The organism is Pseudomonas sp. Sample_21 (assembly GCF_004307525.1).
Taxonomy (GTDB): Bacteria; Pseudomonadota; Gammaproteobacteria; order Pseudomonadales; family Pseudomonadaceae; genus Aquipseudomonas; species Aquipseudomonas atacamensis.
In genome coordinates, this window is sequence record NZ_RCNZ01000060.1 from 1 (window position 1) to 23,737 (window position 23,737).

The 23,737-nt window shown below is 60.9% G+C and carries 24 protein-coding genes and 1 other RNA gene; 15 read left to right on the forward strand and 10 right to left on the reverse strand.

Features of this window, described 5'->3' with window-relative positions; all coding sequences use genetic code 11:
* The 6 genes from D8U71_RS09760 to D8U71_RS09785 all read left to right on the forward strand — a co-directional run.
* Positions 1-496 (forward strand): cbb3-type cytochrome c oxidase subunit I (locus D8U71_RS09760; protein WP_177434894.1); only part of this gene is annotated, 496 nt, incomplete at its 5' end.
* Entirely contained in the window at positions 496-1,104 is a 609-nt protein-coding gene (ccoO, locus tag D8U71_RS09765; protein WP_007917161.1) for a cytochrome-c oxidase, cbb3-type subunit II, read from the forward strand. The genes D8U71_RS09760 and ccoO, both read left to right, overlap by 1 nt.
* A 5-nt stretch (positions 1,105-1,109) precedes the next feature.
* Positions 1,110-1,295, forward strand: coding sequence for a CcoQ/FixQ family Cbb3-type cytochrome c oxidase assembly chaperone (locus D8U71_RS09770; RefSeq protein ID WP_016775513.1), 186 nt, complete (start codon positions 1,110-1,112; stop codon positions 1,293-1,295).
* Positions 1,292-2,275 (forward strand): cytochrome-c oxidase, cbb3-type subunit III, encoded by a 984-nt coding sequence (ccoP, locus tag D8U71_RS09775; RefSeq protein WP_024012333.1) that lies wholly within the window; start codon positions 1,292-1,294, stop codon positions 2,273-2,275. The genes D8U71_RS09770 and ccoP overlap by 4 nt, the downstream gene beginning before the upstream one ends.
* Before the next feature lie 526 nt (positions 2,276-2,801).
* The gene (locus tag D8U71_RS09780; protein ID WP_038861980.1) at positions 2,802-3,056 is read left to right on the forward strand and encodes a type II toxin-antitoxin system Phd/YefM family antitoxin; all 255 of its coding nucleotides are present in this window, start codon (positions 2,802-2,804) and stop codon (positions 3,054-3,056) included.
* The gene (locus D8U71_RS09785; protein WP_110601377.1) at positions 3,056-3,475 is read left to right on the forward strand and encodes a type II toxin-antitoxin system VapC family toxin; all 420 of its coding nucleotides are present in this window, start codon (positions 3,056-3,058) and stop codon (positions 3,473-3,475) included. Before D8U71_RS09780 ends, D8U71_RS09785 begins: the two co-directional genes overlap by 1 nt.
* Positions 3,476-3,513: 38 nt before the next feature.
* Here the strand turns inward: D8U71_RS09785 and D8U71_RS09790 are convergent, their stop codons facing one another.
* Entirely contained in the window at positions 3,514-4,476 is a 963-nt protein-coding gene (locus tag D8U71_RS09790; RefSeq protein ID WP_241664218.1) for a metallophosphoesterase, read from the reverse strand.
* Positions 4,477-4,992: 516 nt separating this feature from the next.
* Here D8U71_RS09790 and ccoG point away from each other — a divergent pair.
* The 6 genes from ccoG to hemN all read left to right on the forward strand — a co-directional run bounded on the left by ccoG (position 4,993) and on the right by hemN (position 12,039).
* Positions 4,993-6,408 carry a cytochrome c oxidase accessory protein CcoG gene (gene ccoG, locus D8U71_RS09795; protein ID WP_041479087.1) on the forward strand — a complete coding sequence of 472 codons (1,416 nt, stop codon included), beginning with the start codon at positions 4,993-4,995 and terminating at the stop codon, positions 6,406-6,408.
* Between the two features lie 13 nt (positions 6,409-6,421).
* Entirely contained in the window at positions 6,422-6,961 is a 540-nt protein-coding gene (locus D8U71_RS09800) for a FixH family protein (protein WP_041479088.1), read from the forward strand.
* A 135-nt stretch (positions 6,962-7,096) separates the two neighbouring features.
* Positions 7,097-9,547, forward strand: coding sequence for a heavy metal translocating P-type ATPase (locus D8U71_RS09805; RefSeq protein WP_130887685.1), 2,451 nt, complete (start codon positions 7,097-7,099; stop codon positions 9,545-9,547).
* Positions 9,548-9,570: 23 nt separating this feature from the next.
* Complete coding sequence (ccoS, locus tag D8U71_RS09810) at positions 9,571-9,783, forward strand: cbb3-type cytochrome oxidase assembly protein CcoS (RefSeq protein ID WP_016773869.1); 213 nt, start codon at positions 9,571-9,573, stop codon at positions 9,781-9,783.
* Positions 9,776-10,459, forward strand: a complete 684-nt coding sequence (locus D8U71_RS09815; protein ID WP_041479091.1) for a sulfite exporter TauE/SafE family protein — start codon at positions 9,776-9,778, stop codon at positions 10,457-10,459. The genes ccoS and D8U71_RS09815 overlap by 8 nt, the downstream gene beginning before the upstream one ends.
* Before the next feature lie 197 nt (positions 10,460-10,656).
* A complete protein-coding gene (hemN, locus tag D8U71_RS09820; RefSeq protein WP_125927757.1) occupies positions 10,657-12,039 on the forward strand; it encodes an oxygen-independent coproporphyrinogen III oxidase in 1,383 nt (460 codons plus the stop codon).
* Here the strand turns inward: hemN and D8U71_RS09825 are convergent.
* Entirely contained in the window at positions 12,036-12,518 is a 483-nt protein-coding gene (locus tag D8U71_RS09825; RefSeq protein WP_016773866.1) for a hypothetical protein, read from the reverse strand. The genes hemN and D8U71_RS09825 overlap by 4 nt on opposite strands.
* 154 nt (positions 12,519-12,672) lie before the next feature.
* On the opposite strand from D8U71_RS09825, the gene fnr reads away from it, so the two are divergent.
* Together fnr and D8U71_RS09835 are read left to right on the forward strand one after the other, a co-directional pair.
* On the forward strand, positions 12,673-13,407 hold the full coding sequence (gene fnr, locus D8U71_RS09830; protein WP_016773865.1) for a fumarate/nitrate reduction transcriptional regulator Fnr: 735 nt from the start codon (positions 12,673-12,675) through the stop codon (positions 13,405-13,407).
* A 75-nt stretch (positions 13,408-13,482) separates the two neighbouring features.
* Entirely contained in the window at positions 13,483-14,031 is a 549-nt protein-coding gene (locus D8U71_RS09835; protein ID WP_130887686.1) for an adenine phosphoribosyltransferase, read from the forward strand.
* A 110-nt stretch (positions 14,032-14,141) separates the two neighbouring features.
* Here D8U71_RS09835 and D8U71_RS09840 read toward each other — a convergent pair whose 3' ends face one another.
* The 5 genes from D8U71_RS09840 to dnaX all read right to left on the reverse strand — a co-directional run bounded on the left by D8U71_RS09840 (position 14,142) and on the right by dnaX (position 19,968).
* Positions 14,142-15,290, reverse strand: a complete 1,149-nt coding sequence (locus D8U71_RS09840) for an acyl-CoA dehydrogenase family protein (RefSeq protein ID WP_130887687.1) — start codon at positions 15,288-15,290, stop codon at positions 14,142-14,144.
* A gap of 192 nt (positions 15,291-15,482) precedes the next feature.
* On the reverse strand, positions 15,483-16,085 hold the full coding sequence (gene recR, locus D8U71_RS09845) for a recombination mediator RecR (protein ID WP_110601360.1): 603 nt from the start codon (positions 16,083-16,085) through the stop codon (positions 15,483-15,485).
* Between the two features lie 66 nt (positions 16,086-16,151).
* Positions 16,152-17,186 (reverse strand): NADP-dependent oxidoreductase, encoded by a 1,035-nt coding sequence (locus tag D8U71_RS09850; RefSeq protein WP_024012324.1) that lies wholly within the window; start codon positions 17,184-17,186, stop codon positions 16,152-16,154.
* A 292-nt stretch (positions 17,187-17,478) separates the two neighbouring features.
* Positions 17,479-17,817 carry a YbaB/EbfC family nucleoid-associated protein gene (locus D8U71_RS09860; RefSeq protein ID WP_003223337.1) on the reverse strand — a complete coding sequence of 113 codons (339 nt, stop codon included), beginning with the start codon at positions 17,815-17,817 and terminating at the stop codon, positions 17,479-17,481.
* A 66-nt stretch (positions 17,818-17,883) separates the two neighbouring features.
* Positions 17,884-19,968, reverse strand: a complete 2,085-nt coding sequence (dnaX, locus tag D8U71_RS09865) for a DNA polymerase III subunit gamma/tau (RefSeq protein WP_130887688.1) — start codon at positions 19,966-19,968, stop codon at positions 17,884-17,886.
* Between the two features lie 145 nt (positions 19,969-20,113).
* On the opposite strand from dnaX, the gene D8U71_RS09870 reads away from it, so the two are divergent.
* On the forward strand, positions 20,114-20,863 hold the full coding sequence (locus D8U71_RS09870; protein ID WP_073474002.1) for a transporter substrate-binding domain-containing protein: 750 nt from the start codon (positions 20,114-20,116) through the stop codon (positions 20,861-20,863).
* 17 nt (positions 20,864-20,880) lie between these two features.
* Here the strand turns inward: D8U71_RS09870 and D8U71_RS09875 are convergent, their stop codons facing one another.
* The 3 genes from D8U71_RS09875 to ffs form a co-directional block, all read right to left on the reverse strand.
* Positions 20,881-22,848, reverse strand: coding sequence for a hypothetical protein (locus D8U71_RS09875; RefSeq protein ID WP_130887689.1), 1,968 nt, complete (start codon positions 22,846-22,848; stop codon positions 20,881-20,883).
* 36 nt (positions 22,849-22,884) lie between these two features.
* The gene (locus tag D8U71_RS09880) at positions 22,885-23,373 is read right to left on the reverse strand and encodes a hypothetical protein (RefSeq protein WP_177434895.1); all 489 of its coding nucleotides are present in this window, start codon (positions 23,371-23,373) and stop codon (positions 22,885-22,887) included.
* A gap of 205 nt (positions 23,374-23,578) precedes the next feature.
* Positions 23,579-23,675: signal recognition particle sRNA small type (ffs, locus tag D8U71_RS09885), an RNA gene on the reverse strand.
* Positions 23,676-23,737 lie beyond the last annotated feature (62 nt).

Consider the following 23,737-nt stretch of genomic DNA (forward strand, 5'->3'; position numbering starts at 1 on the left):
GTTCTACGGCATGTCGACCTTCGAAGGGCCGATGATGGCGATCAAGACCGTCAACTCGCTCTCGCACTACACCGACTGGACCATCGGCCACGTACACGCCGGCGCCCTCGGTTGGGTAGCGATGATCTCGATCGGCGCGATCTACCACATGATTCCGAAACTGTTCGGCCGGGCGCAGATGCACAGCACCGGGCTGATCAATGCGCACTTCTGGCTTGCGACCATCGGTACCGTGCTCTACATCGCCTCGATGTGGGTCAACGGCATCACCCAGGGCCTGATGTGGCGTGCAATCAACGATGACGGCACCCTCACCTACTCGTTCGTCGAAGCGCTGCAGGCCAGCCACCCGGGCTTCATCGTCCGTGCGCTGGGCGGTGCTTTCTTTGCCAGCGGCATGCTGCTGATGGCTTACAACGTGTACCGCACCGTTCGTGCGTCGGATCCGGTTGAAGCCGAAGCCGCCGCCAAGATTGCCGTCGTTGGAGCTCACTGATGAAGCATGAAGCTGTCGAGAAGAATATTGGCCTGCTGGCCTTCTTCATGGTCATCGCCGTCAGCGTCGGTGGCCTGACCCAAATCGTTCCGCTGTTCTTCCAGGACGTCACCAACAAGCCGGTCGAGGGCATGAAGCCGCGCTCGGCGCTGGAACTGGAAGGCCGCGACGTGTACATCGCCAACGGTTGTGTCGGCTGCCACTCGCAGATGATCCGCCCGTTCCGCGCTGAAACCGAACGCTATGGCCACTATTCGGTTGCCGGTGAAAGCGTCTGGGACCACCCGTTCCTGTGGGGTTCCAAACGCACCGGTCCGGACCTGGCCCGCGTGGGCGGTCGTTACTCCGATGACTGGCAACGTGCGCACTTGTATAACCCGCGCAACGTGGTCCCCGAGTCGAAAATGCCGGCTTACCCGTTCCTCGTGGAAAACAAGCTCGACGGCAAGGAAACCGCGAAAAAAATGGAAGTCTTGCGCACCCTCGGCGTGCCTTACACCGACGAAGACATCGCCGGTGCACAGGATGCCGTGAAGGGCAAAACCGAAATGGACGCGCTGGTGGCCTATCTGCAAGGCCTGGGCACCATCATCAAAAGCAAACGGTGAATCTGATGGATATCGGGATGATTCGAGGCCTGGGCACCGTGGTCGTGATGGTGGCCTTCATCGGTCTGGCCTTGTGGGTGTTCAGCCCCAAGCGCAAGTCGGAATTCGACGACGCGACCATGCTGCCTTTTGCCGATGATCCCGAAGCCATCAAGCACGTCGAGCAAGCTTCTAGGAGTAACAAAGAATGACTACATTCTGGAGTCTGTACGTCACAGTCCTCAGTCTCGGTACGATCTTCGCCCTGACCTGGCTGCTGCTGTCGACCCGCAAGGGCCAGCGCAGCGAACAGACGGACGAGACGGTCGGCCACTCCTTCGACGGGATCGAGGAGTACGACAACCCGCTGCCGAAATGGTGGTTCATGCTGTTCGTCGGCACCATCATTTTTGCCCTGGGTTATCTGGTGCTGTACCCGGGTCTGGGCAACTGGAAAGGTTTGCTGCCGGGCTACAACTATCTGGATACCGAGAAGCAGACCGCGTTCGCCAACGGCCAGACCGGCTGGACCGGCGTCCACGAGTGGGAAAAGGAAATGGCCCGTTCGGACGCGCGCTTCGGTCCGATTTTCGCCAAGTTCGCGGCGATGCCGATCGAAGAAGTCGCCAAGGATCCGCAAGCACTGAAGATGGGCGGCCGTCTGTTCGCGTCCAACTGCTCGGTGTGCCACGGTTCCGACGCCAAGGGCGCCTATGGCTTCCCCAATCTGACCGACGCCGACTGGCGCTGGGGCGGTGAGCCGGAAACCATCAAGACCACCATCATGGGCGGCCGCCACGCGGTGATGCCGGCGTGGGCGGAAGTGATCGGTGAGCAAGGCGTGGCTGACGTAGCGGCCTTCGTGGTGACCAATCTCGACGGGCGCAAACTGCCGGAAGGCACCAAGGCCGACCCGGCCAACGGCCAGAAACTCTTCGCCGCCAACTGCGTGGCTTGCCACGGCCCTGCCGGTAAAGGCACCCCGGCCATGGGTGCGCCTGACCTGACCCATCCGGGCGCATTCATCTACGGCTCGAGCTTCGCGCAACTGCAGCAGACCATCCGCTACGGCCGTCAGGGCCAGATGCCGGCTCAGGAACAACTGCAGGGCAATGACAAGGTGCACCTGCTGGCGGCGTATGTTTACAGCCTGTCTCACGGTGAAAAAGCACCGGAGGCGAAGGCTGAGTAAGGCCAACGCTTGAAGCAAAAAAGGCCCCGCCAATGGGAATTGGCGGGGCCTTTTTTCATGCTGGCATTCACGATTCGAAACGCTTGCTCGATGGACCTGAGCTGAGATGCACGGTAGGTTTTTTTTCGCCCCGATAAGCCATATCGGCTCCACTTCAAGGATGAAGCCCCAATGTCGAAAGACGACCAAAGCACACTGCAAAATCAGCCTCAGCCCGGCTCGACCCATAGGGCAGGGTTCGAACGAATTGTGAAACCGTTACTCGAGGTATCGCAGAAAACCATTATCAGCCCCGGTAACGGTGGCGGACTCGACGGCCTCGGCGGCGGTAGATTGCTCTGACAAGGGCAGCAAAAAACACCGAATTTACGCCCTATATCCAGCGCCTCGCGTCTTGGCGGGAGGCATTTTCGCCGGTGCCCTTATGAAAGTGACAAACCGATCGTCCTCGACCCGCCTTTCCGATTGCAGGGGAAATCTCAAGGTAGTAACGTTCCTACATCAGAATTTCTGGAGGCCAAACATGATGGCCATCACCACTATTTCCAGCCGCGAGTTCAACCAGGACACCAGTGCAGCCAAAAAAGCCACGCATCAAGGTCCAGTGATCATTACTGACCGAGGCAGGCCTGCCCACGTGTTGCTCAGCATCGAGGAGTACCAGAAACTGACGGGTTGCCAGACCAGCATCGTTGAGCTACTGGCGATGCCGGATGCGCTTGAAATCGAATTCGAACCCGAGCGCGCCGTCATCACTCCTCGCAGCGTGGACCTTTCCTGATGTTTCTGCTGGATACCAATGTAGTTTCCGAGCTGCGGAAAAACCAAGCCGACAGGCATGTGGTGAAATGGGCAAACAGCATTTCCCCAGCCAGCCTGTATCTATCCGCAATCACTGTGCTGGAACTGGAAACGGGCGTCCTGCGTATCGAACGTCGTGACCCTTCACAAGGCCAACTGCTGCGCAACTGGCTGGAACATCACGTCAAACCGGCGTTCTCTGGCAGAATCCTGCCGGTCGATAGCAGCGTCGCCATCCGGTGCGCACGATTGCATGTTCCCGACCGCAGCAATGAATGCGACGCCTTGATCGCCGCCACCGCGCTTGTACACGGGCTTACGCTGGTAACTCGCAACATTGCGGACTTCCAACACAGCGGCGTCAATCTGATCAACCCATGGATCGCTGCCAACACCTGATTGATGAAGACCCCGCCCTATCAGCGGCGGGGCTTTTGTCAGGGGCGTTGGGCGAAGATTGAATGCACCACAGTGGTGTCGATCAACGTTCGATTGCGCCATTGGTTGTTCTTCACCAGGTACACCTGGAGTTGCTTGCGATCCTCAGTGAAACTGGCAATCAGATAGGTTTGCTGAGAGGTACTGCCGCTCAGGTACATGGGCACGTTACCTTGCTGATAGGCATCACCTCCGTCCTCGTGCAAATGGCCGGCAAAAATCGCCGTCACTCGATATTTGTTAACCATGTCGTAGAAGCGTTTCTGTTGCGCCTGGGTTCCCATGTGGTTCAACGGCTTATGCATGTTGATGATGATGGCGTAGCCCGACGCTCGCGCCAGCCTGAGATCCGTCTCGAGCCAGTCCAGAGCATCGTTGATTTCGAACGTCGTCGGGTTCAATGGATGAGCAATCCGGGCGGTATAGGTCGGTTCGTTGTTGAGCTGAACCATATGCACTTCACCGATATTTTTCGAATAGGCGAGACTGCCCGAATAGGTCTTGCTCAGAAAGCCACTGGTAATCTTCAGATCAAAGTTATCGACCTTACCCTCATGATGCTCCTTGAACTCGACGATACTTCCTGCCGCGCAGCTATTGCTAAAGCAATCATCGACATTGTTTTCATAGTCGTGATTACCAAGCCCGTAGAGATATTCGCCCTTGAAATGTTTATCCAGCAGATCCTTCATGAACGAGCGCTGCCAGCCATGTCCGAATGCGGTTATATCACCATTGATCATCAAGGGAACCTGCGCTTGAGAGCCGTGTTGATTTCTGAATTCGGCAATGCTCGCAAGTTGGGTTTCCACCAGCCATTTCGAGCGGTCCTTGAATTCGGAATCGGATTCGGGTATGCGGCGATCGGTCTTGTCCGTCCACGGATATTGAGTATCCGAAGCAAACACCATGTGTTTCGGCATGTCAGTAGCGGCCTGAGCGGTAATAGCCGAAGCTAACATCCAGGCACCCACAAAGATGCTCTTGAGATTATTCAAATTCATGCTTTTAAATTCCATTTAAGTTAACTATCAATACGCAAAAGAATTTCGCGAGAGCAAAACTTATGCGATCACAGCTAAAACTTCAAAGCATTCATAAACAACAATCAAGTTTATATATTTCAGACCCAACAACTTGTAACAGGCAGCCAATTCAATCTGTGGCTCTTGTAGCCGAAGTGGCAACGACGGACGGTTTGTCGTTCAACTTGCGACATCGACGGTTGTTGCTTGAACAAGCGATTGAAAAGATGAACTAGCCGCTTCGGCAAAACCGTCCATACTCAACAAGTCAATTGATCTGCGTCAGGCTTTTGCGCAATCGCTACACCATCCGCATTTTTTACCCAACGCGACCAAAGGTCGCACCCTTGAGCCAGAGCGGCAGGCGTATCATCACGCTACTGCAACAGCCCTTTTTGACTTCGGTTGGCACGTATCGACCGAGGCATTTTTCCACTGCCGTGGGATGCAATGATGAGCAATCAGATTCCGGTACACGACGTCACGCCGCCGAGCAAGAACGCGAACAACAGCGTCGACCTTTATGCCTCACGAGAAAAAATCTACACCCGTGCCTTCACCGGCTTGTTCCGCAATCTGCGGATGCTCGGCGGTGCGGCGTTGTTTCTGCTGTATTTCGGCACGGTGTGGCTGAACTGGGGCGGTCACCAGGCGGTGTGGTGGAACCTGCCGGAGCGCAAGTTCTTCATTTTCGGCGCGACCTTCTGGCCACAGGATTTCATCCTGCTCTCGGGGCTGTTGATCATTGCCGCGTTCGGCCTGTTCTTCATCACCGTGTACGCCGGGCGCGTCTGGTGCGGTTATACCTGCCCGCAGAGCGTGTGGACCTGGATTTTCATGTGGTGCGAAAAGGTCACCGAAGGCGACCGCAACCAGCGCATCAAGCTCGACAAGGCGCCGATGAGCGCCAACAAATTCCTGCGCAAACTGGCCAAGCATTCGCTGTGGCTGCTGATCGGTTTTGTCACCGGCATGACCTTTGTCGGCTACTTCTCGCCGATACGCGAACTGGTCATCGAATTTTTCACCGGTCAGGCCGATGGCTGGTCGTATTTCTGGGTCGGTTTTTTCACCCTCGCCACGTACGGCAATGCCGGCTGGTTGCGTGAGCAGGTGTGCATCTACATGTGCCCGTATGCGCGCTTCCAGAGCGTGATGTTCGACAAGGACACGCTGATCGTTTCCTACGACCCGCGCCGTGGCGAAAGCCGTGGGCCGCGCAAGAAAGGCATCGACTACAAGGCGCTGGGGCTGGGCGATTGCATCGACTGCACGATGTGCGTGCAGGTCTGCCCGACCGGCATCGACATCCGCGATGGCCTGCAGATCGAGTGCATCGGCTGCGCTGCGTGCATCGATGCCTGCGACAGCATCATGGACAAGATGGATTACCCGCGCGGGCTGATCAGCTACACCACCGAACACAACCTCTCCGGGCAGAAAACCCATAAACTGCGACCGCGCCTGATCGGCTACGCCGTAGTGCTGCTGGCGATGATCAGCCTGTTGGTCGCCGCGTTCTTCATGCGCTCACTGGTCGGTTTCGACGTCAGCAAGGACCGCGTGCTGTACCGCGAAAACGCTGAAGGCCGGATCGAAAACGTCTACAGCCTGAAGATCATGAACAAGGATCAGCGCGACCACACTTACCTGCTGCAAGCCGAGGGCCTGCCGGACCTGCGCCTGCAAGGCAAGCGCGAGATCAAGGTTGCTGCCGGCGATATCGTCAGCATGCCGGTCGAGTTGTCGAGCGCACCGGAACAACTGCCATCGAGTACCAATGAGGTGAAATTCATCCTCAAGGACGCCGATGACAACAGCGTCCACGTTGAAGCCAAGAGCCGATTCATCGGCCCACAAATCCGTTGAGAGAATTTTGAACATGCCCGCTGCAAACGCCGCAAGTCCCTGGTACAAGCACCTCTGGCCGTGGATCATCATCGCGATTCTGGCCTGCTCGGTGGCCTTGACCCTGTCCATGGTGACCATCGCGGTGAACAACCCGGACAATCTGGTCAACGACAACTATTACGAAGCGGGCAAAGGCATCAACCGTTCACTGGATCGCGAGCTGCTGGCGCAAACCCTGAAGCTGCGTGCGGCGGTGCATCTGGATGACGTGACCGGTGAAGTCGATCTGCGCTTGAACGGTGACAGCCAGCCGCAAACCCTGGAACTGAACCTGATCTCGCCGACCCAGCCGGAGAAGGATCGCAAGATTGTTTTGACCCGCAGTGGCAGCGAGAGCGGGCGCTACATCGGCCAGTTGAGCGACAAGGTTGAAGGGCGACGGTTTGTCGAGTTGCTTGGCAGCCAGGATGAGCACGTGTGGCGCATGTTTGAAGAAGAACTGGTCAGCCATGACAAGGAACTGCTGCTGGGTGATGAGCCATTGCAGGGTGCCGAAGACCTGAAAAACTAAGCCTTACTCTGATCGTTCCCACGCTCTGCGTGGGAACGCAGCCAGGGACGCTCCGCGTCCCAGCCGAAGCGGACGCGGAGCGTCCGGGGAGGCATTCCCACGCGGAGCGTGGGAACGATCATCGGAACGCGCACCATGACCAGCCCAACCCCCTGCTACCACTGCGCCCTGCCCGTCCCGTCCGGCAGCCGCTTCACCGCCGTCGTCCTCGGGCAGGCCCGCGAGTTCTGCTGCCCGGGCTGTCAGGCGGTGGCCGAAGCCATTGTCGCCGGTGGTCTGGAAAGCTATTACCAGCATCGCAGCGAAGCGTCGGCCAATCCCGAAGCGCTGCCGGTGCAACTGACTGATGAACTGGCGCTGTACGACCGCGCCGACGTGCAGCAACCCTTCGTGCGCCACGAAGGCGATCTGGCCGAAACCACCTTGTTGATGGAAGGCATCAGTTGCGCCGCCTGCGGCTGGCTGATCGAGAAACACCTGCGCACCCTCCCCGCCGTCGCCGAAGCGCGGTTGAACCTGTCCAACCATCGCCTGCACGTACGCTGGGCCGACGCACAATTGCCGCTGAGCCAGATCCTCGCCGAGCTGCGCCACATCGGTTACGCCGCCCACCCGTACCAGTCCGATCGCGCGAGCGAACAATTGGCCAGCGAGAATCGCCTGGCCCTGCGCCAGCTCGGCGTCGCCGGGTTGCTGTGGTTTCAGGCGATGATGGCGACCATGGCCACCTGGCCGGAATTCAACATCGATCTGAGCCCGGAGCTGCACACAATCCTGCGCTGGGTCGCGCTGTTTCTCACCACACCCATCGTGTTCTACAGCTGCGCGCCGTTCTTCAAAGGCGCAATGCGCGATCTGCGCACCCGCCACCTGACCATGGACGTCTCGGTGTCGCTGGCGATCGGCAGCGCTTACATCGCCGGGATCTGGACGTCGATCACCGGGGTCGGCGAGCTGTACTTCGATGCGGTCGGCATGTTCGCCCTGTTTCTTTTGGCCGGGCGCTATCTGGAACGCCGCGCCCGCGAACGCACCGCTGCTGCCACCGCGCAACTGGTCAACCTGTTACCGGCCTCGTGCCTGCGCCTGGATAGCGATGGCCAGAGCGAACGCATCCTGCTCAGCGAGTTGCGCGTGGGCGAGCGGATTCTGGTGCAGCCGGGCTCGATTCTGCCGGCAGACGGCAAGATCATCGACGGCCAGTCGAGCATCGACGAATCGCTGCTGACCGGCGAATACCTGCCACAGCCACGCACGCTCGGTGATGCGGTCACTGCGGGCACGCTCAACGTCGAAGGCGCATTGACCGTGCAAGTGCAGGCGCTGGGACAGGACACGCGTCTCTCCGCGATCGTGCGCCTGCTCGATCGCGCTCAGGCGCAGAAACCGCGTCTGGCGGAAATCGCCGACCGCGCCGCGCAATGGTTTTTGCTGCTGTCGCTGATTGCTGCGGCAGTGATCGGCCTGCTGTGGTGGCAGCTGGACTCAGCGCGGGCGTTCTGGATCGTCCTCGCCATGCTGGTAGCGACCTGCCCGTGCGCGCTGTCATTGGCGACGCCGACCGCCCTCACTGCCGCCACCGGCACCCTGCACAAACTCGGCCTGCTGCTGACACGCGGCCATGTGCTGGAAGGCTTGAACCAGATCGACACAGTGATCTTCGACAAGACCGGCACGCTCACTGAAGGCCGCTTGGTGCTGCGCTCGATTCGCCCGCTCGGCGCGCTCGACAGCGAGCAATGCCTGAGCCTTGCCGCTGCGCTGGAAAACCGTTCGGAACACCCGATTGCCCGCGCTTTCGGGCGTGCGCCGCTGGCCGCTGAGGACGTACACAGCACACCGGGGCTTGGCCTGGAGGGCGTGGTCGGTGAGCAACGCTTGCGCATCGGTCAGGCCGAATTTGCCTGCGCCCTGAGCGGCGCGGCACTGCCGTCAATGCCTGATGAAGCCGGACAATGGTTGCTGCTCGCTGACACCCACGGGCCGCTGGCGTGGCTAGTGCTCGATGATCGTCTGCGTGACGACGCTCCCGCCCTGCTCGCGGCCTGCAAAGCGCGGGGCTGGCGCACCTTGCTGTTGTCCGGCGACAGTTCGCCGATGGTCGCCAGCGTCGCCGCCGAACTGGGCATCGACGAGGCCCGTGGCGGCTTGCGCCCCGATGACAAACTGCAAGTGCTGCAACAACTGCACAAGGAAGGACGCAAAGTGTTGATGCTTGGTGACGGCGTCAACGACGTGCCGGTGCTGGCTGCGGCCGATATCAGCGTGGCCATGGGCTCGGCCACCGATCTGGCGAAAACCAGCGCCGATGCGGTGTTGCTTTCCAACCGCCTTGACGCTCTGGTGCAAGCTTTCACGCTGGCGCGACGCACGCGCCGGGTAATCATCGAAAACCTGCTGTGGGCAGCGCTGTACAATGGCCTTATGTTGCCGTTCGCCGCCCTCGGCTGGATCACTCCGGTGTGGGCGGCGGTCGGCATGTCGATCAGTTCGCTGACCGTGGTGCTCAACGCCCTGCGCCTGACTCGCCTGCCGAGCGCGCCGGCCGCCGGCAGCCCGACCCAAACCCGCCCGCTGCCGGCCTGAGCCGCGCGGGCCTGGAGTTACCGATGCCAGCTCTCTACGTGATGATTCCCGCTGCCTTGCTCATCGTCGCCATCGCCGTGTACATCTTCTTCTGGGCGGTGGACAGCGGTCAGTACGACGACCTCGACGGCCCGGCGCACAGCATCCTGTTTGACGATCAGGATCCCAACCACACCGCTGCGGTGGACGAAGCCAACGCCGGCAAACCGGACGACAAGGTGCCGCCCCATGCTTGAACTGGCGCCCCTGCTGGTCTCGGCGCTGATCCTCGGCCTGCTCGGAGGCGGCCACTGTCTGGGTATGTGCGGCGGCCTGATGGGCGCGCTGACCCTGGCGATTCCCAAGGAGCAGCGCAGCCGGCGCTTTCGTCTGTTGCTGGCGTATAACCTCGGGCGGATTCTCAGTTATGCCACGGCGGGATTGCTCATCGGCCTCGCCGGCTGGGCAGTCGCCAACAGCCCGGCGGCGCTGTTCATGCGCGTACTGGCCGGGTTGCTGCTGATTGCCATGGGCTTGTACCTGGCCGGTTGGTGGAGCGGGCTCACCCGTATCGAAGCGCTCGGGCGTGGCTTGTGGCGTTTCATTCAACCGGTGGCGAATCGCTTGCTGCCGGTTTCCAGCCTGCCGCGTGCCTTGCTGCTCGGCGCACTGTGGGGCTGGCTGCCGTGCGGGCTGGTTTACAGCACCTTGCTGTGGAGCGCGAGTCAAGGCAATGCGCTGGACAGTGCGTTGCTGATGCTCGCTTTCGGCCTCGGCACCTGGCCGGTGCTGCTCGCCACCGGGCTGGCGGCTGAACGGGTGACGGCGATCTTGCGCAAACGCAGCGTGCGCATGGCGGGGGGCTTGCTGGTGATTCTGTTTGGCTTATGGACCCTTCCCGGCCCGCATCAGCATTGGCTTATGGGCCATTAAATGTGTGACGCGGCCTTCGCGAGCAGGTTCGCTTTCACAGGTCTTGAGTACGCTGCAAATCCAATGTGGGAGCGAGCCTGCTCGCGAAGACGCCCGCACGAACAACACAAATCCTCGCCGTTGATGCAAATCAAGATGCCCTGTAACGCCCTCCCCTAGACTCGCCACACTGCCAGCCTATCCGGGGGAATGCCCGCATGCTCGACGCCATTCGTTGGGACTCTGATCTGATCCGCCGCTACGATCTGGCGGGGCCACGCTACACCTCGTACCCGACCGCCGTGCAATTTCACGGTCAGGTCGGCACTTTCGACCTGTTCCATGCCCTGCGCGACAGCCGCAAGGCGCAGCGGCCGTTGTCGCTGTACGTGCATGTGCCGTTCTGCGCGAACATTTGCTACTACTGCGCTTGCAACAAGGTCATCACCAAGGATCGCGGTCGCGCGCAACCGTATCTGCAACGGCTTGAGCAGGAAATCCAGTTGATTGCCTGCCACCTCGACCCGGCGCAAACCGTCGAGCAACTGCATTTCGGTGGCGGCACACCGACCTTTCTCAGCCACGACGAGTTGCGTCAGTTGATGGCGCACCTGCGCAAGCATTTCAACTTGCTCAACGATGATTCGGGCGATTACGGCATCGAAATCGACCCCCGCGAAGCCGACTGGTCGACCATGGGCCTGCTGCGCGAACTGGGTTTCAACCGGGTCAGCATTGGCCTGCAGGATCTTGACCCGGCGGTGCAGCGCGCGGTCAATCGCCTGCAAAGCCTGGAAGAAACCCGCGCGGTGATCGATGCGGCGCGCACTTTGCAGTTTCGCTCGATCAACATCGATCTGATTTATGGCCTGCCAAAGCAGACACCGGACAACTTCGCTCGCACCGTCGAGGAAGTGATCAGTCTGCAACCGGATCGCCTGTCGGTGTTCAACTATGCGCACCTGCCGGAACGCTTCATGCCGCAACGGCGGATCAACAGCAGCGACTTGCCGAGCCCGGCGCACAAGCTGGAAATGCTCCAGCGCACCATCGAGCAACTGACCGCTGCTGGCTACCGCTACATCGGCATGGACCACTTCGCCCTGCCCGATGACGAACTGGCGATTGCCCAGGAAGAACACACCCTGCAACGCAACTTCCAGGGCTACACCACCCACGGCCATTGCGACCTGATTGGCCTGGGCGTGTCGGCGATCAGCCAGATCGGCGATCTGTACTGCCAGAACAGCAGCGACCTCAACGCGTATCAGAACAGCCTCGCCAGCGCGCAGTTGGCGACCAGTCGCGGCCTAGTGTGCAACGCCGACGACCGCTTGCGCCGCGCAGTGATTCAGCAACTGATCTGCAATTTCAAACTTGAGTTCGCCGAGATCGAGCAGCAGTTCAACATCGATTTTCAAGGCTACTTCGGCGCGCTGTGGCCGCAGTTGCAAGGTATGGCCGAGGATGGCCTGATCAGGTTCGAGCGCGAGCGCATTGAGGTGCTGCCGGCGGGCCGATTGCTGGTGCGCTCGGTGTGCATGGTCTTCGATGCGTACCTGGAGCAGCAGAACCGCCAGCGTTTCTCGCGAGTGATTTAAGGCTTGGTCAGCAACGAGCCGACCTTGAGGTTCTGATCAGGGTTGAGCGCCGACTGGTTCATGACTTTCGACAAGGAAAGGTTGGCGGTGATCAGGCCGCTGTTGAGGGCGGCGATGGCGCCACGTAATGCGGCGAGCTTGTTGATCTTTTCCTCGTTGGAGAGGGTTCTGTCTGACATGACCGCCGCCATGCGGGCTTTTTTCTCGATGATTTCTTTTTGGATCTTGCGAATCATCTTCAGCAACTGCTGGATGTTCTCCGGCAAGCCACTGTTGTCGATGTCGCTGTTTTCGCCGCCGACAGCGGCGGATTTGGCGATGGCCGCGCCGGACAGCGACACTTTGACGCCCTCGACCAAGGTCGGGGTTGCCGTATTCGACAATGCGTCGTCGCGGTCGATTGCAGCGTCGGGACCGGTTACCTCCGGCGAAGCAGCAATGCCGCTGCTACCGGGGCTTAGCGTGCCAATGGCGGTCATCGGGGCCTTCCTTGGATGAGTACTGATAGTGGGTTATCGGCCGCCGGTGCTGCGGCTTTATGTCTGTAGGACAACGCCGCCGCGTGCTGGCCTGAATGTCCTTCCGTGGGTTACCCTTACGGCTTATGTGTGTTTTCCCACAAGGATTGAAGAAATGTCCGAGCCAGTCAAACTGCGCGCTCACAACCAGGCCCACTGCAAGGATTGCAGCCTGGCCCCGCTCTGCCTGCCACTTTCTCTGAATCTGGAAGACATGGATGCGCTCGACGAAATCGTTAAACGCGGCCGCCCGCTGAAGAAAGGCGAGTTCCTGTTCCGCCAGGGCGACACCTTCGATTCCGTTTATGCAGTCCGCTCCGGCGCGCTGAAAACCTTCAGCCTGAGCGATGCCGGCGAAGAGCAACTGACCGGCTTCCACCTGCCGAGTGAACTGGTTGGCCTGTCGGGCATGGACACCGAAAAACACCCGGTCTCGGCCCAGGCGCTGGAAACCACTTCGGTCTGCGAAATCCCCTTCGAACGCCTCGACGAACTCGCGCTGCAATTGCCACAATTGCGCCGCCAGTTGATGCGGGTGATGAGCCGCGAGATTCGCGACGATCAGCAAATGATGCTGCTGCTGTCGAAGAAGACCGCCGACGAGCGCATCGCCACTTTTCTGGTCAACCTGTCGGCACGTTTCCGTGCTCGCGGCTTCTCGGCCAACCAGTTCCGGCTGAGCATGTCGCGCAATGAAATCGGCAATTACCTGGGCCTGGCGGTGGAAACCGTGTCGCGGGTGTTCACCCGTTTCCAGCAGAACGAGCTGATTGCCGCCGAGGGCAAGGAGATCCACATCCTCGACCCGATCCAGTTGTGCGCGCTGGCTGGCGGGTCGATCGAAGGCTGATCACGACCCGCGGTTGAGCGAATCGTTTCAGCCGCGGGTATACTGCGCCGTTTGCAGCCCTGCCAGGACACCCCGATGGTCTTCGACTCCTTCCACATCAAATCCCTGATCCGCCCCGTGATCGACTTTCCGAAACCGGGCGTGATCTTTCGCGACATCACCCCGCTGTTCCAGTCGCCGACGGCCCTGCGCCTGGTGATGGACAGCTTCGCCCACCGCTATGTCGAAGCCGACTTCACCCACATCGGCGCCATGGATGCCCGTGGTTTTCTGATCGGTTCTGTACTGGCCTACCAGTTGAACAAGCCGCTGGTGCTGTTCCGCAAGCAAGGCAAACTGCCGGCGGACGTGCTCGCCGAAGGTTATGCGACCGAATACGGCGAAGCGTTTCTGGAAGTGCACGCCGACAGCCTGTGTGAAGGCGATTCGGTGGTGATGTTCGATGACCTGATCGCTACCGGCGGCACGCTGATCGCAGCGGCCAACCTGATTCGCCGCATGGGCGCGCGGGTGCATGAAGCGGCGGCCATCATTGATCTGCCAGAGCTGCAAGGCTCGCAGCGCTTGCAGGATATGGGTATTCCGACGTTTTGCCTGACGCAGTTTGCTTTGACCGATAAATAAGCAGCGTCTGACAGGCCGCTTTCGCGAGCAGGCTCGCTCCCACAGGGCAATGCATTACAACTGTGGGAGCGAGCCTGCTCGCGAAGGGGCCGGCAGCTACACCGCAAGATTTAAAGCCCCATCTGCTTGCTGATGATTTCATTCATCACTTCCCGCGTTCCGCCGCCAATCGACAGAATGCGGTTATCCCGATACAGCCGTTCCACCAGGCTTTCACGCATGTAACCGAGCCCGCCAAGAATCTGCACCGCTTCGGTGGTGATCCGGTCCGAGGTGTCGGTGGCGAAGTTCTTCGCCATGGAAATCTCCTTGATCACGCTCTGCCCCGCCGCCATTTTCGCCGCTTGCCGGTAAGTGAACTCGCGCGACACTTCCAGCGCCGTGGCCATTTCGGCGAGGCGATGTTTGATCACTTGAAATTTGCCGATGGGTTTGCCGAACGCCTCACGCTCGCGCGCCCACTTGAGGCTCTCCTCCAGCGCCAATTGCGCCGTCATGTTGGCCATCAGCGCCAGCGCCAGCCGTTCGCTCTGGAAATTGCCCATGATGCAGGCGAAGCCCATGTTCTCTCCGCCAATGAGGTTTCCTACAGGCACGCGGCAATCGTCGAAGAACAACTCAGCGGTGTCCGACGCCCACCAGCCCATTTTCTTCAATTGCCGACCGACACTGAAACCCGGCGTGCCCTTCTCGATCAGCAACAGGCTGATACCGCCGAACCCCTGCGCACCGGTACGCACCGCGACGGTGTAGAAATCCGCGCGCACACCGCTGGTAATGAAAGTTTTGCTGCCACTGACCCGGTAGAAGTCACCGTCACGCACGGCGCGGGTTTGCAAGTTGGCGACGTCGGAGCCGCCGCCGGGCTCGGTGACTGCCAGCGCGCTGATTTTCTCGCCGCTGAGCACCAGCGGTACCACCCGCTCGCGAACTTCAGGCCGCGCCCATTTGACGATCGGCGGCAGGCCGATATCCAGCGAACCCAGCCCCGCCACCAGGCCACCAGAGCCACAGCGCATCAGCTCTTCACTGGCGGCGACCTTGGCGAACAGATCGCCCTCATGGCTGCCGCCGAGCGCTTCGGGATAGCCGATACCGAGAATGCCCGCCGCACCGGCCTTGAGGTACAGCTCACGGGGAAAGCTTTCGGCTTCTTCCCACTGATCGATGTCCGGCAGGATCTCGCGTTCGACGAAACGTCTGACGCTGTCGCGGACCAATTGATGGCTGGGGTCGAAGTATTCCTGAAAGGCAGGCATGGGCGAGCTCCACGGAAGGGTTCGCCGACGTTAACCGAGCGCTTGCTTGGTTATCAATGAAATTGTGTGAATCAGATGGACCGCGGCGCGCCATTCGCGAGCAGGCTCGCTCCCACAGGGGATTTGTGAACGACACAAAACCAATGTGGGAGCGAGCTTGCTCGCGAAGGCGTCAGTTCAGACGCCGCAAATTCAGAGGGAAATCGGTTTACGCCCGGCAAACGAATGCGCCAGCGTGCCGCCGTCGACCAGCTCCAGCTCACCGCCCAGCGGCACGCCGTGGGCAATCCGCGAGGCGACCAGGCCTTTGTTGTTGAGCAACTGCGCGATGTAGTGCGCGGTCGCCTCGCCTTCCACGGTCGGGTTGGTGGCGAGGATGACTTCGGTAAAGGTCCCCGCCTCTGCTATCCGCGCCATCAGTTGCGGAATCCCGATCGCTTCCGGCCCCAGGCCATCCAGCGGCGACAAGTGCCCCTTGAGCACGAAATAGCGGCCACGGAAGCCGGTCTGCTCCACCGCATAAACATCCATCGGCCCTTCGACCACGCAGAGCAGCGTGTCATCGCGGCGCGGGTCGGCGCATTGCGGGCAGAGGTCGTCTTCGGTCAGCGTGCGGCACTGGCGGCAATGGCCGACGCCTTCCATGGCCTGGCTCAAGGCCTGGGCCAGACGGGTACCACCGCTGCGATCACGTTCGAGCAACTGCAACGCCATGCGCTGAGCGGTTTTCTGACCCACGCCCGGCAAGGTGCGCAGAGCGTCGATCAGTTGGCGAATCAAGGGGCTGAAGCTCATGGGTAAACAGTCCGACTAAACAACGAGACGCGGTTTATACCCGCGCCTCTGGCCAGCGTCAAATCCTCAGTCCTGGGCGACCCGGACCACCAGTTTGCCGAAGTTGCGCCCTTCCAGCAGACCGATGAACGCCTCGGGCGCCTGCTCCAGGCCTTCGACCACGTCTTCGCGAAATTTCACCTTGCCGTCGCGTACCCACGGCACCATGTGGCTGATGAATTCCGGCTGACGATCACCGTAATCGTCGAAGACGATGAAGCCCTGAATACGCACACGCTTGGTGAGCAAAGTGCGTTGCAGCATCGGCAGACGATCCGGGCCGGTCGGCGCTTCGGCGGCGTTGTAGCCGGCGATCAGGCCGCACAACGGAATGCGCGCCTTGGGATTGAGCAACGGCAAGACTGCGTCGAAGACATGGCCGCCGACGTTCTCATAATAAATGTCGATGCCGTTGGGACAGGCCTTGGCCAATTGCTCGGCGAAGTCGTCGGCCTTGTGGTCGATGCAGGCATCAAAACCCAGCTCCTCAACGACGTATTTGCACTTCTCGGCCCCACCGGCCACACCGACCGCGCGCAGACCTTTGATCTTCGCCACTTGCCCGACCACCGAGCCGACGGCGCCGGACGCCGCAGCCACCACCAGGGTTTCGCCTTCTTTCGGCTGGCCGATGTCCATCAGGCCCATGTACGCGGTCATGCCCGGCATACCCAGCACCCCGAGGGCCATCGACGGGCTCGGCAGGCCGGCCGGGATCGGCATGATGTTGCGACCGTCGCTGATGCTGTGGCTCTGCCAACCGGTGGCGCCAACCACCAGATCACCAGTGTGGAATTTCGGATGATTGGACTGCTCGACCCGGCTGACCGCGCCGCCAGTCATGACTTCGCCGATTTGCACTGGCGCAGCGTAGGACGGTGCGTCGCTCATACGTCCGCGCATGTACGGGTCGAGCGACAGGTACAGGGTTTTCAACAGCACCTGACCGTCCTGCAGATCCGGCAGCGCCTCGCGCTCGAGACGAAAGTTCTCCGGGGTCGGCGCGCCGGTCGGGCGCGAGGCGAGGACGAAGCGTTGATTGAGGGTGAGAGGGTCGGACATGTCAGCGTCTCCTGTGAATGGGGAATTCGGTGTATAGGGAGCAGACCTTGGTAGCGGTGGTGTGTTCGATGTTTCTGCAGTTTTGCCCGAGGCGCGCTCCCACTGATCGTTCCCACGCTCTGCGTGGGAATGCAGCCCGGGACGCTCCGCGCCCCAATCGCAAGCTGGAACGCGGAGCGTCCCCAGAGGCATTCCCACGCAGAGCGCAGGAACGATCCGCGCCGCGCAGAAACAAAAATGCCAGGCACAATGCCTGGCATTTTGTGTAGCTCATCTGCCGCCCAAAGGCGAATCAGAATGGCAGTTTCATACCCGCTGGCAGGTTCATGCCGGCGGTCATGCTGCCCATTTTTTCCTGGCTGTTGGCTTCGATCTTGCGCACGGCGTCGTTGACGGCGGCAGCGACCACGGCTTCCAGCATTTCTTTGTCGTCTTCGCTCAGGCCTTCGACCAGGCTTGGGTCGATGCTCACGCTTTTGACGTCGTGACGACCGGTCATCACCACGGTGACCATGTCGCCGCCGGCCTTGCCGGTGACTTCGGCGTTGGCCAGTTCTTCCTGCATCTTGGCCATTTTTTCCTGCATCTGCTGCGCCTGCTTCATCAGGCCGGCCATGCCACCTTTCATCATGGGAATCACCTCAAACGTACTTGGATAAAACAGCGCCCGGCCATCTTGGCCGAGCACCTTCAGTTATTAGCCTTGGGTGACCAAGGCGTCGACAGGTTCAATAGTATCGCTTCGCACCACCGCGCCGAACTGCTGAACCATCTGCTGGATGAACGGATCACCGTGGATCGATTCCTCCGCCTCACGCTGGCGATTGGCGCGGCGGCGCGAGGCGGCCTGGGCCGGGGTTTCCTGCTCAGGCTTGATCAGCTCGATGGTCAGGGTCAGCGTGCGCCCGTGGAACTGGTTCAACGCGTCGTTGAGACGACGCTGTTGCGTGGCGTTGAACAGGGCGCTGTGGGCCGGGTCAAGGTGCATCAGCCAGTGATCGCCATCGACCGCAATCAATGTGCAGTTGGCGGCGATGCTGCCGGTCATGCCGGAAATCGGCAGCTTCGGGAACAGCTCCAGCCATTGCAGGGCCAGACCGGTGGCCGGCGCGGCGGCAGGTTCCGGCTCGGGCTCAGGCTCGGGATCAGCGGCGTGTTCGCTGGCCAGTTCGTCGAGGTAGCTGTAGGCCGAATCCATGTCCGGCTCGATGTAGTCTTCATCCAGCGGCGGTTCGTCGTCCATGTCCATGCCCGGCGTAGCGGCATCGACCTCGGCGACGGACGGCTCGGGAATCGGCGCAGCGGCCCACTCCGGCGCATCCGGCACCACGCTGTCCGGGGTCGGCAGCGGCATCGGCGGCAGCTCGGGCTGCTCGCCAGCGGTTTCCAGCACTGGTTCGACGGCGGGTTGCTGAACGGGCGCAGGCTCGGCGTCGGCTTCCACCGGGTCGTTCCACGGCAGATCGACCGCGGCTTCGACGGCGACTGGCTCAGGCTCCGGTTGTGCTTCGACAACCGCAGCCACAGGTTCTGGCTCGGCAACCGGCGCCGCTACCGGTGCGGGCGCAGGTGTGGGCGCAACAGCCGCAGCGACCACCGGCGCAGGCTTCGGCGCGGCAGCCACTGAGTTTGCGGAATCAACTGTGGCCTGGCTGATCCCCACTGGCTTTAGCGGTTGCCTCGGTGCATCCGCTGTATCCGCCGGGCGGAACGCGAGCATCCGCAGCAAGACCATTTCGAAACCGCCGCGCGGGTCCGGCGCCAGCGGCAAATCGCGGCGCCCGATCAGGCCCATCTGGTAATAGAACTGCACATCTTCGGCCGGCAGTGCCTGGGCCAGGGCCAATACGCGATCACGGTCGCCGTGGCCATTGTCGACCCCTTCCGGCAGCGCCTGAGCGATGGCCACGCGGTGCAGCACGTTAAGAATTTCCGAGAGCACGCCGTTCCAGTCCGGACCTTGCTCGGCCAGATGCCGCACGGCTTCGAGCAGCGCCTTGGCATCGCCTTCGATCAGCGCATGCAGCACGTCATAGACCTGACCGTGATCCAGCGTGCCGAGCATCGCGCGCACGTCGGTCGCGAGGACCTTGCCTTCACCGAACGCGATGGCCTGATCGGTCAGGCTCATGGCGTCACGCATCGAGCCATCAGCAGCGCGGCCGAGCAGCCACAGTGCATCGTCTTCGAACGGTACGTTTTCTGCGGTCAGCACATGGGTCAAGTGCTCGACCACACGCTCGGGCGTCATGTTCTTCAGCGAGAACTGCAGGCAACGCGAAAGAATCGTTGCTGGAAGTTTCTGCGGATCGGTGGTCGCCAGGATGAACTTGACGTAGGGCGGCGGCTCTTCGAGGGTTTTCAGCAGCGCATTGAAGGAATGGCTGGAAAGCATGTGCACTTCGTCGATCAGGTAGACCTTGAAGCGCCCACGGCTTGGCGCGTACTGCACGTTATCGAGCAGTTCGCGGGTGTCTTCGACCTTGGTGCGGCTGGCGGCGTCGATCTCGATCAGGTCGACAAAACGCCCCTCATCGATCTCGCGGCACACCGAGCACTCGCCGCAGGGACTGGAGGTGATACCTGTCTCGCAGTTCAGGCACTTGGCAATGATCCGCGCGATGGTGGTCTTGCCGACCCCGCGCGTCCCGGTGAACAGGTAGGCGTGGTGCAGCCGTTGGCTGTCCAAGGCATTGATCAGAGCCTTGAGCACATGGGTCTGGCCGACCATTTCGCGGAACGAGCGTGGACGCCATTTACGTGCAAGAACCTGATAACTCATCGAAAACCGTCGCAGCGAAGGAAGCAGAAGCGGCTAATGCTAGCGGAGCAAGGGCAAAATTGCATCCGGTGTCCTCGTCTAATATGGCTAAGCTGCATCAGCAGAGGCTTTTATCAGCTCGGGATGGGGAATTACCGGAGCGTCTATGCGGTGGGCCGTGGCGGCATTGCTGGGTATCAGCCTCAACGCGATGGCAGCGCAAGCGCCGTTGCGCTTCGCCGTGCCGGACAGTTGGGCGATGCCGATGGTGCAACTGCAAGGCGGCAGACCGACCCAGGGCATTCTGCACGACGTCCTGCTCAGCCTGGCGACCCAGGTCGGCGCGCCAGCGCAGTTCGTCGTCCTGCCGCGCGCGCGGGTACAGAGCGCCATGGAGCACGGCGACATCGACGTGCGCTGCTATGCCGCACAGTCGTGGCTGCCGAATCAGTCCGGCGATTACATCTGGAGCGTGCCGTTGTGGTTTCAGCGCGACCTGCTGATCAGCCGCAAGGAACAACCGGCGCAGATCAATCCCGCCCAGCTACCGCGCCAGGCCATCGGCACCGTTCTCGGCTACAGCTACCCTACCCTGCAACCGCTGTTCGACGCCGACCAGTTGCAACGCGAAGACGCGCGCAATCAGGAACAGGTACTGGAAAAGCTGCTGGCCGGGCGATACCGCTATGCGGTGAGCAATCAGTGGACGCTGGACTGGATCAATCAGCGCCTGTTGCCGGAGCAGCAGCTGCAAGGGGTCGCGGTGCTGCAGGAACAGAATATCGGCTGCTATGTGAGGAACGACCCGAACGTGCCGGTGCAGCGGATCCTGCGCACGTTGCTGCGGATGAAAATGTCCGGCGAGATCGACGACATAATCCGGTTGTACACCGGCGCCTCTTCAACCACACCCTAACCCCATGTGGGCCGAGGTCAATAACCGTGCGATTCGCGGAATTTCGGCTCACGGCTGTGGTGATAATCGATCCACTCGACCACGTCGTAAGGCAGATAGAGCTGCTGCCGGGCACGAGACACGGCGATGTACACCGCGCAGATGCGCTGATCGAACTCGTAGGCATCCTTGAATTTCTCGTTACTGAGCAACGTCCGGGTCAACAGCACGCGCCTGAACTCCATGCCGCCAGCCCGCTCGGCCATCATCAACAGGCAGGCTTTGCCCGGCTCGATGATCTTTTGGCTCAGTCGCGTCAGGTCGGCAATCATGAAGCCGTTCTGCAGTTGCGCTTCGATCCACAAAAACGCCTCGTCGAAACGGTTGGCCTCACGCACCATCTGCCAATCAGCCATGTCGCTGAAATACGGGTGCGGTCCTTTCTCGCTGGACCCGGCATGGTAGAAATCGCGCCGGAACAGCTCGATGGCGGTGGTCATGAAATGCTTGATGTCGTCCTGCGCTTCCCGGTCGGGGAAACTGAAGGCGCAATTGCAATCGTGCAGGTGGATGGCCCACATCATCGTGTCCCACGGTGACGCGGTCAGCACCACGCAACCTTCGGGCGGCACGAAGGCTTGCGGGTAGTACTCGATATCGACGTCGGCGTGACGAGCGCCTTCGAACGGCACTTTGCTCTTGTGCGTGTGGCGCGAGATCAGCGGATTGACCAGGCGCTCGACATTGCGCCCCGAACGCACCGAATAGCAGATATCGCTCTGGCGGACTTCACGCTTGCGCTTGGGCGCCTCGCCCGTGGCCTGCTGATACTCATCGCCGAGGGTGATCAGTACCTGCTGCCCGCGCTCGATGATTTGCAGCAGCGACGCCGGCACGTCCTGGCTTTCGTCGATGATCACATGGGTGTAGCGCGGCGGGACGCGGCAACCGGCCAGACTGGCGCGCTTGATCATGAGCAACGTCGGAAAGCCGGTCTGGCTGGCCCAGGCCGGATTGGCCTCGAGATACACCCACAGGCGACTGGAGTATTCCAGCAGCGCCTGCGAGTCAGCGCCGGTCAAGGGCTGCTGAAAATGCGGCAAGTGCCTGGCGGACAGCGTGTGATCTCTTGAGGCGCAGTACAACTTGAGCACGCGCAGACAAACTTCGAGGGTGCCCGGCCCGTCGTGGTGGCGAAAGCCGAAGATATTCAGTTCCTGCGCCAGCGCCTGCTTGCTCGGGAGACGCGCCGGCGCTCTGGCCATAGGCAACCGGGGACCGAGCAGTTGAGCCTGGGCGAAATCGAAAAAGGTCTGGCCAACTTCCGTGTCGTGGACCTGAACGATGTGCTTGCGCAGCGTCGCCAGTTTCGCCGGGGTGCGCGCCAGTACCAGAGTGCGTTTCGAGCGCAGGCATTCGATCAGCGCGCTGAGCATGTAGCTCTTGCCGATGCCCGCATAACCCTGCACGTGCAGGTCTTCGTCGAGGTTGGCACGGAAGGTTCGCAACAGTTTGTCCTGCGCGGCGCTTAACCAGTGCTCGCGCTCACGTGGCGTGACCATTTGCTGGCGAAACGGGTTGTTCTGTTGCTGATGGCGGATCTTGTAGTCCGCATCCCACTGCCCGCCGGGCAACAGAAATGCCTGCGCGGCGACTTCATCGGCCATGAGAAAGCGCAGGTTCAGGCCTTTGAGCGCATTGAGGCCGAAATACAATTTGCGCGAATCGAACAGACGCCGCGCCTCTGCAAGCAGTCCCGCCGATCCGGTGCGCCGAGAGGTGACAGACCAGTCAATGAGTCTGGCGAGGATCTTCTCCGCTGCGCTGGCGCTCAAATCCTGTTCCGTGGCCTGGGCGAGGTTCTGGATGACCAGCACTGCCGCCAGTTCCGGGTCGCTCAGGCTGGCCAGTGTCGCGTCACCCTCGGGCTGCAACAGCGCCGTACACGCATCATGGGTGATGGGCAGAAATACCGGGGTGGCCAAATCAAAATGTTCCGGGTGCATACAACCTCGCCGCCTGGGCTTTAATACAACACCAGATCAGTCCTGGTCATTCTCGTCGTGCATTTCATGGGACTGCGGCAAGTTTCTCTCACTGCCGGACTCGGGGCTGATCCGCAGCTCGAAGGAGTAACCGCCGAGCGTGCCGGACATGCCGCGTCGATCTGCGCCGGCAGCCAGCGGCCCTGCTTCAATCTGCGCCCGCACTTCGTAGAGCGCCATTTCCAGCAGTTTGCGCAGGTGTTCAGGGTTTTGCGCGCTGGCGTGCAGTTGCAGGTCGTACTGGCCGGCCACCGATTCAGTGATGACGGGCTGGTCCTGCACCGCGAGCGGCTGCGCAGTTTCTTCAGCCGCGTTGAACACGGTCGAAGCCGCCAGAATCGCTGCGTGCTCCTCATCCATCAGGTCGAGCACTCGCGACAATTCCAGCGTGCGCTCGGGCTGATCCTGCATCTGCGTTTTGACTTCCAGACGCCGCATCTGCCATTCGCGCAGTTTTTCCCGGGTCAGATCGTCGATTTCACCCACTTGCCTTACCTCTCAATGCCAGGCGAGGGAGTATGCCACTGTTCGCCTTCAACAGCCGCACGGGTACCGGGGCGCTACGCGGCTGAGCCGCGCGTTTCTGATGGCGGATCAACGCCACTAGCCAAATCGCAGGCATAAAAAAACCGCAGTGGGCGAAACCCATGCAGTTCTCTTTGAATTCTCGGTAGGTTGGTTAAGGTGGTGCCCCCACCAGCCACACCCCGGCACACAATGTTCCCGCTGTGGCTGCTTCCTTCCGGATCTGACCAGGTTCACGGGTAATCGTTGCGGGGGGACCGATGGGGTCACCATAACGACGCTTGCCTGTCGGCGAGCCGCGCCATTGTACCTGTCTGAGATGAAC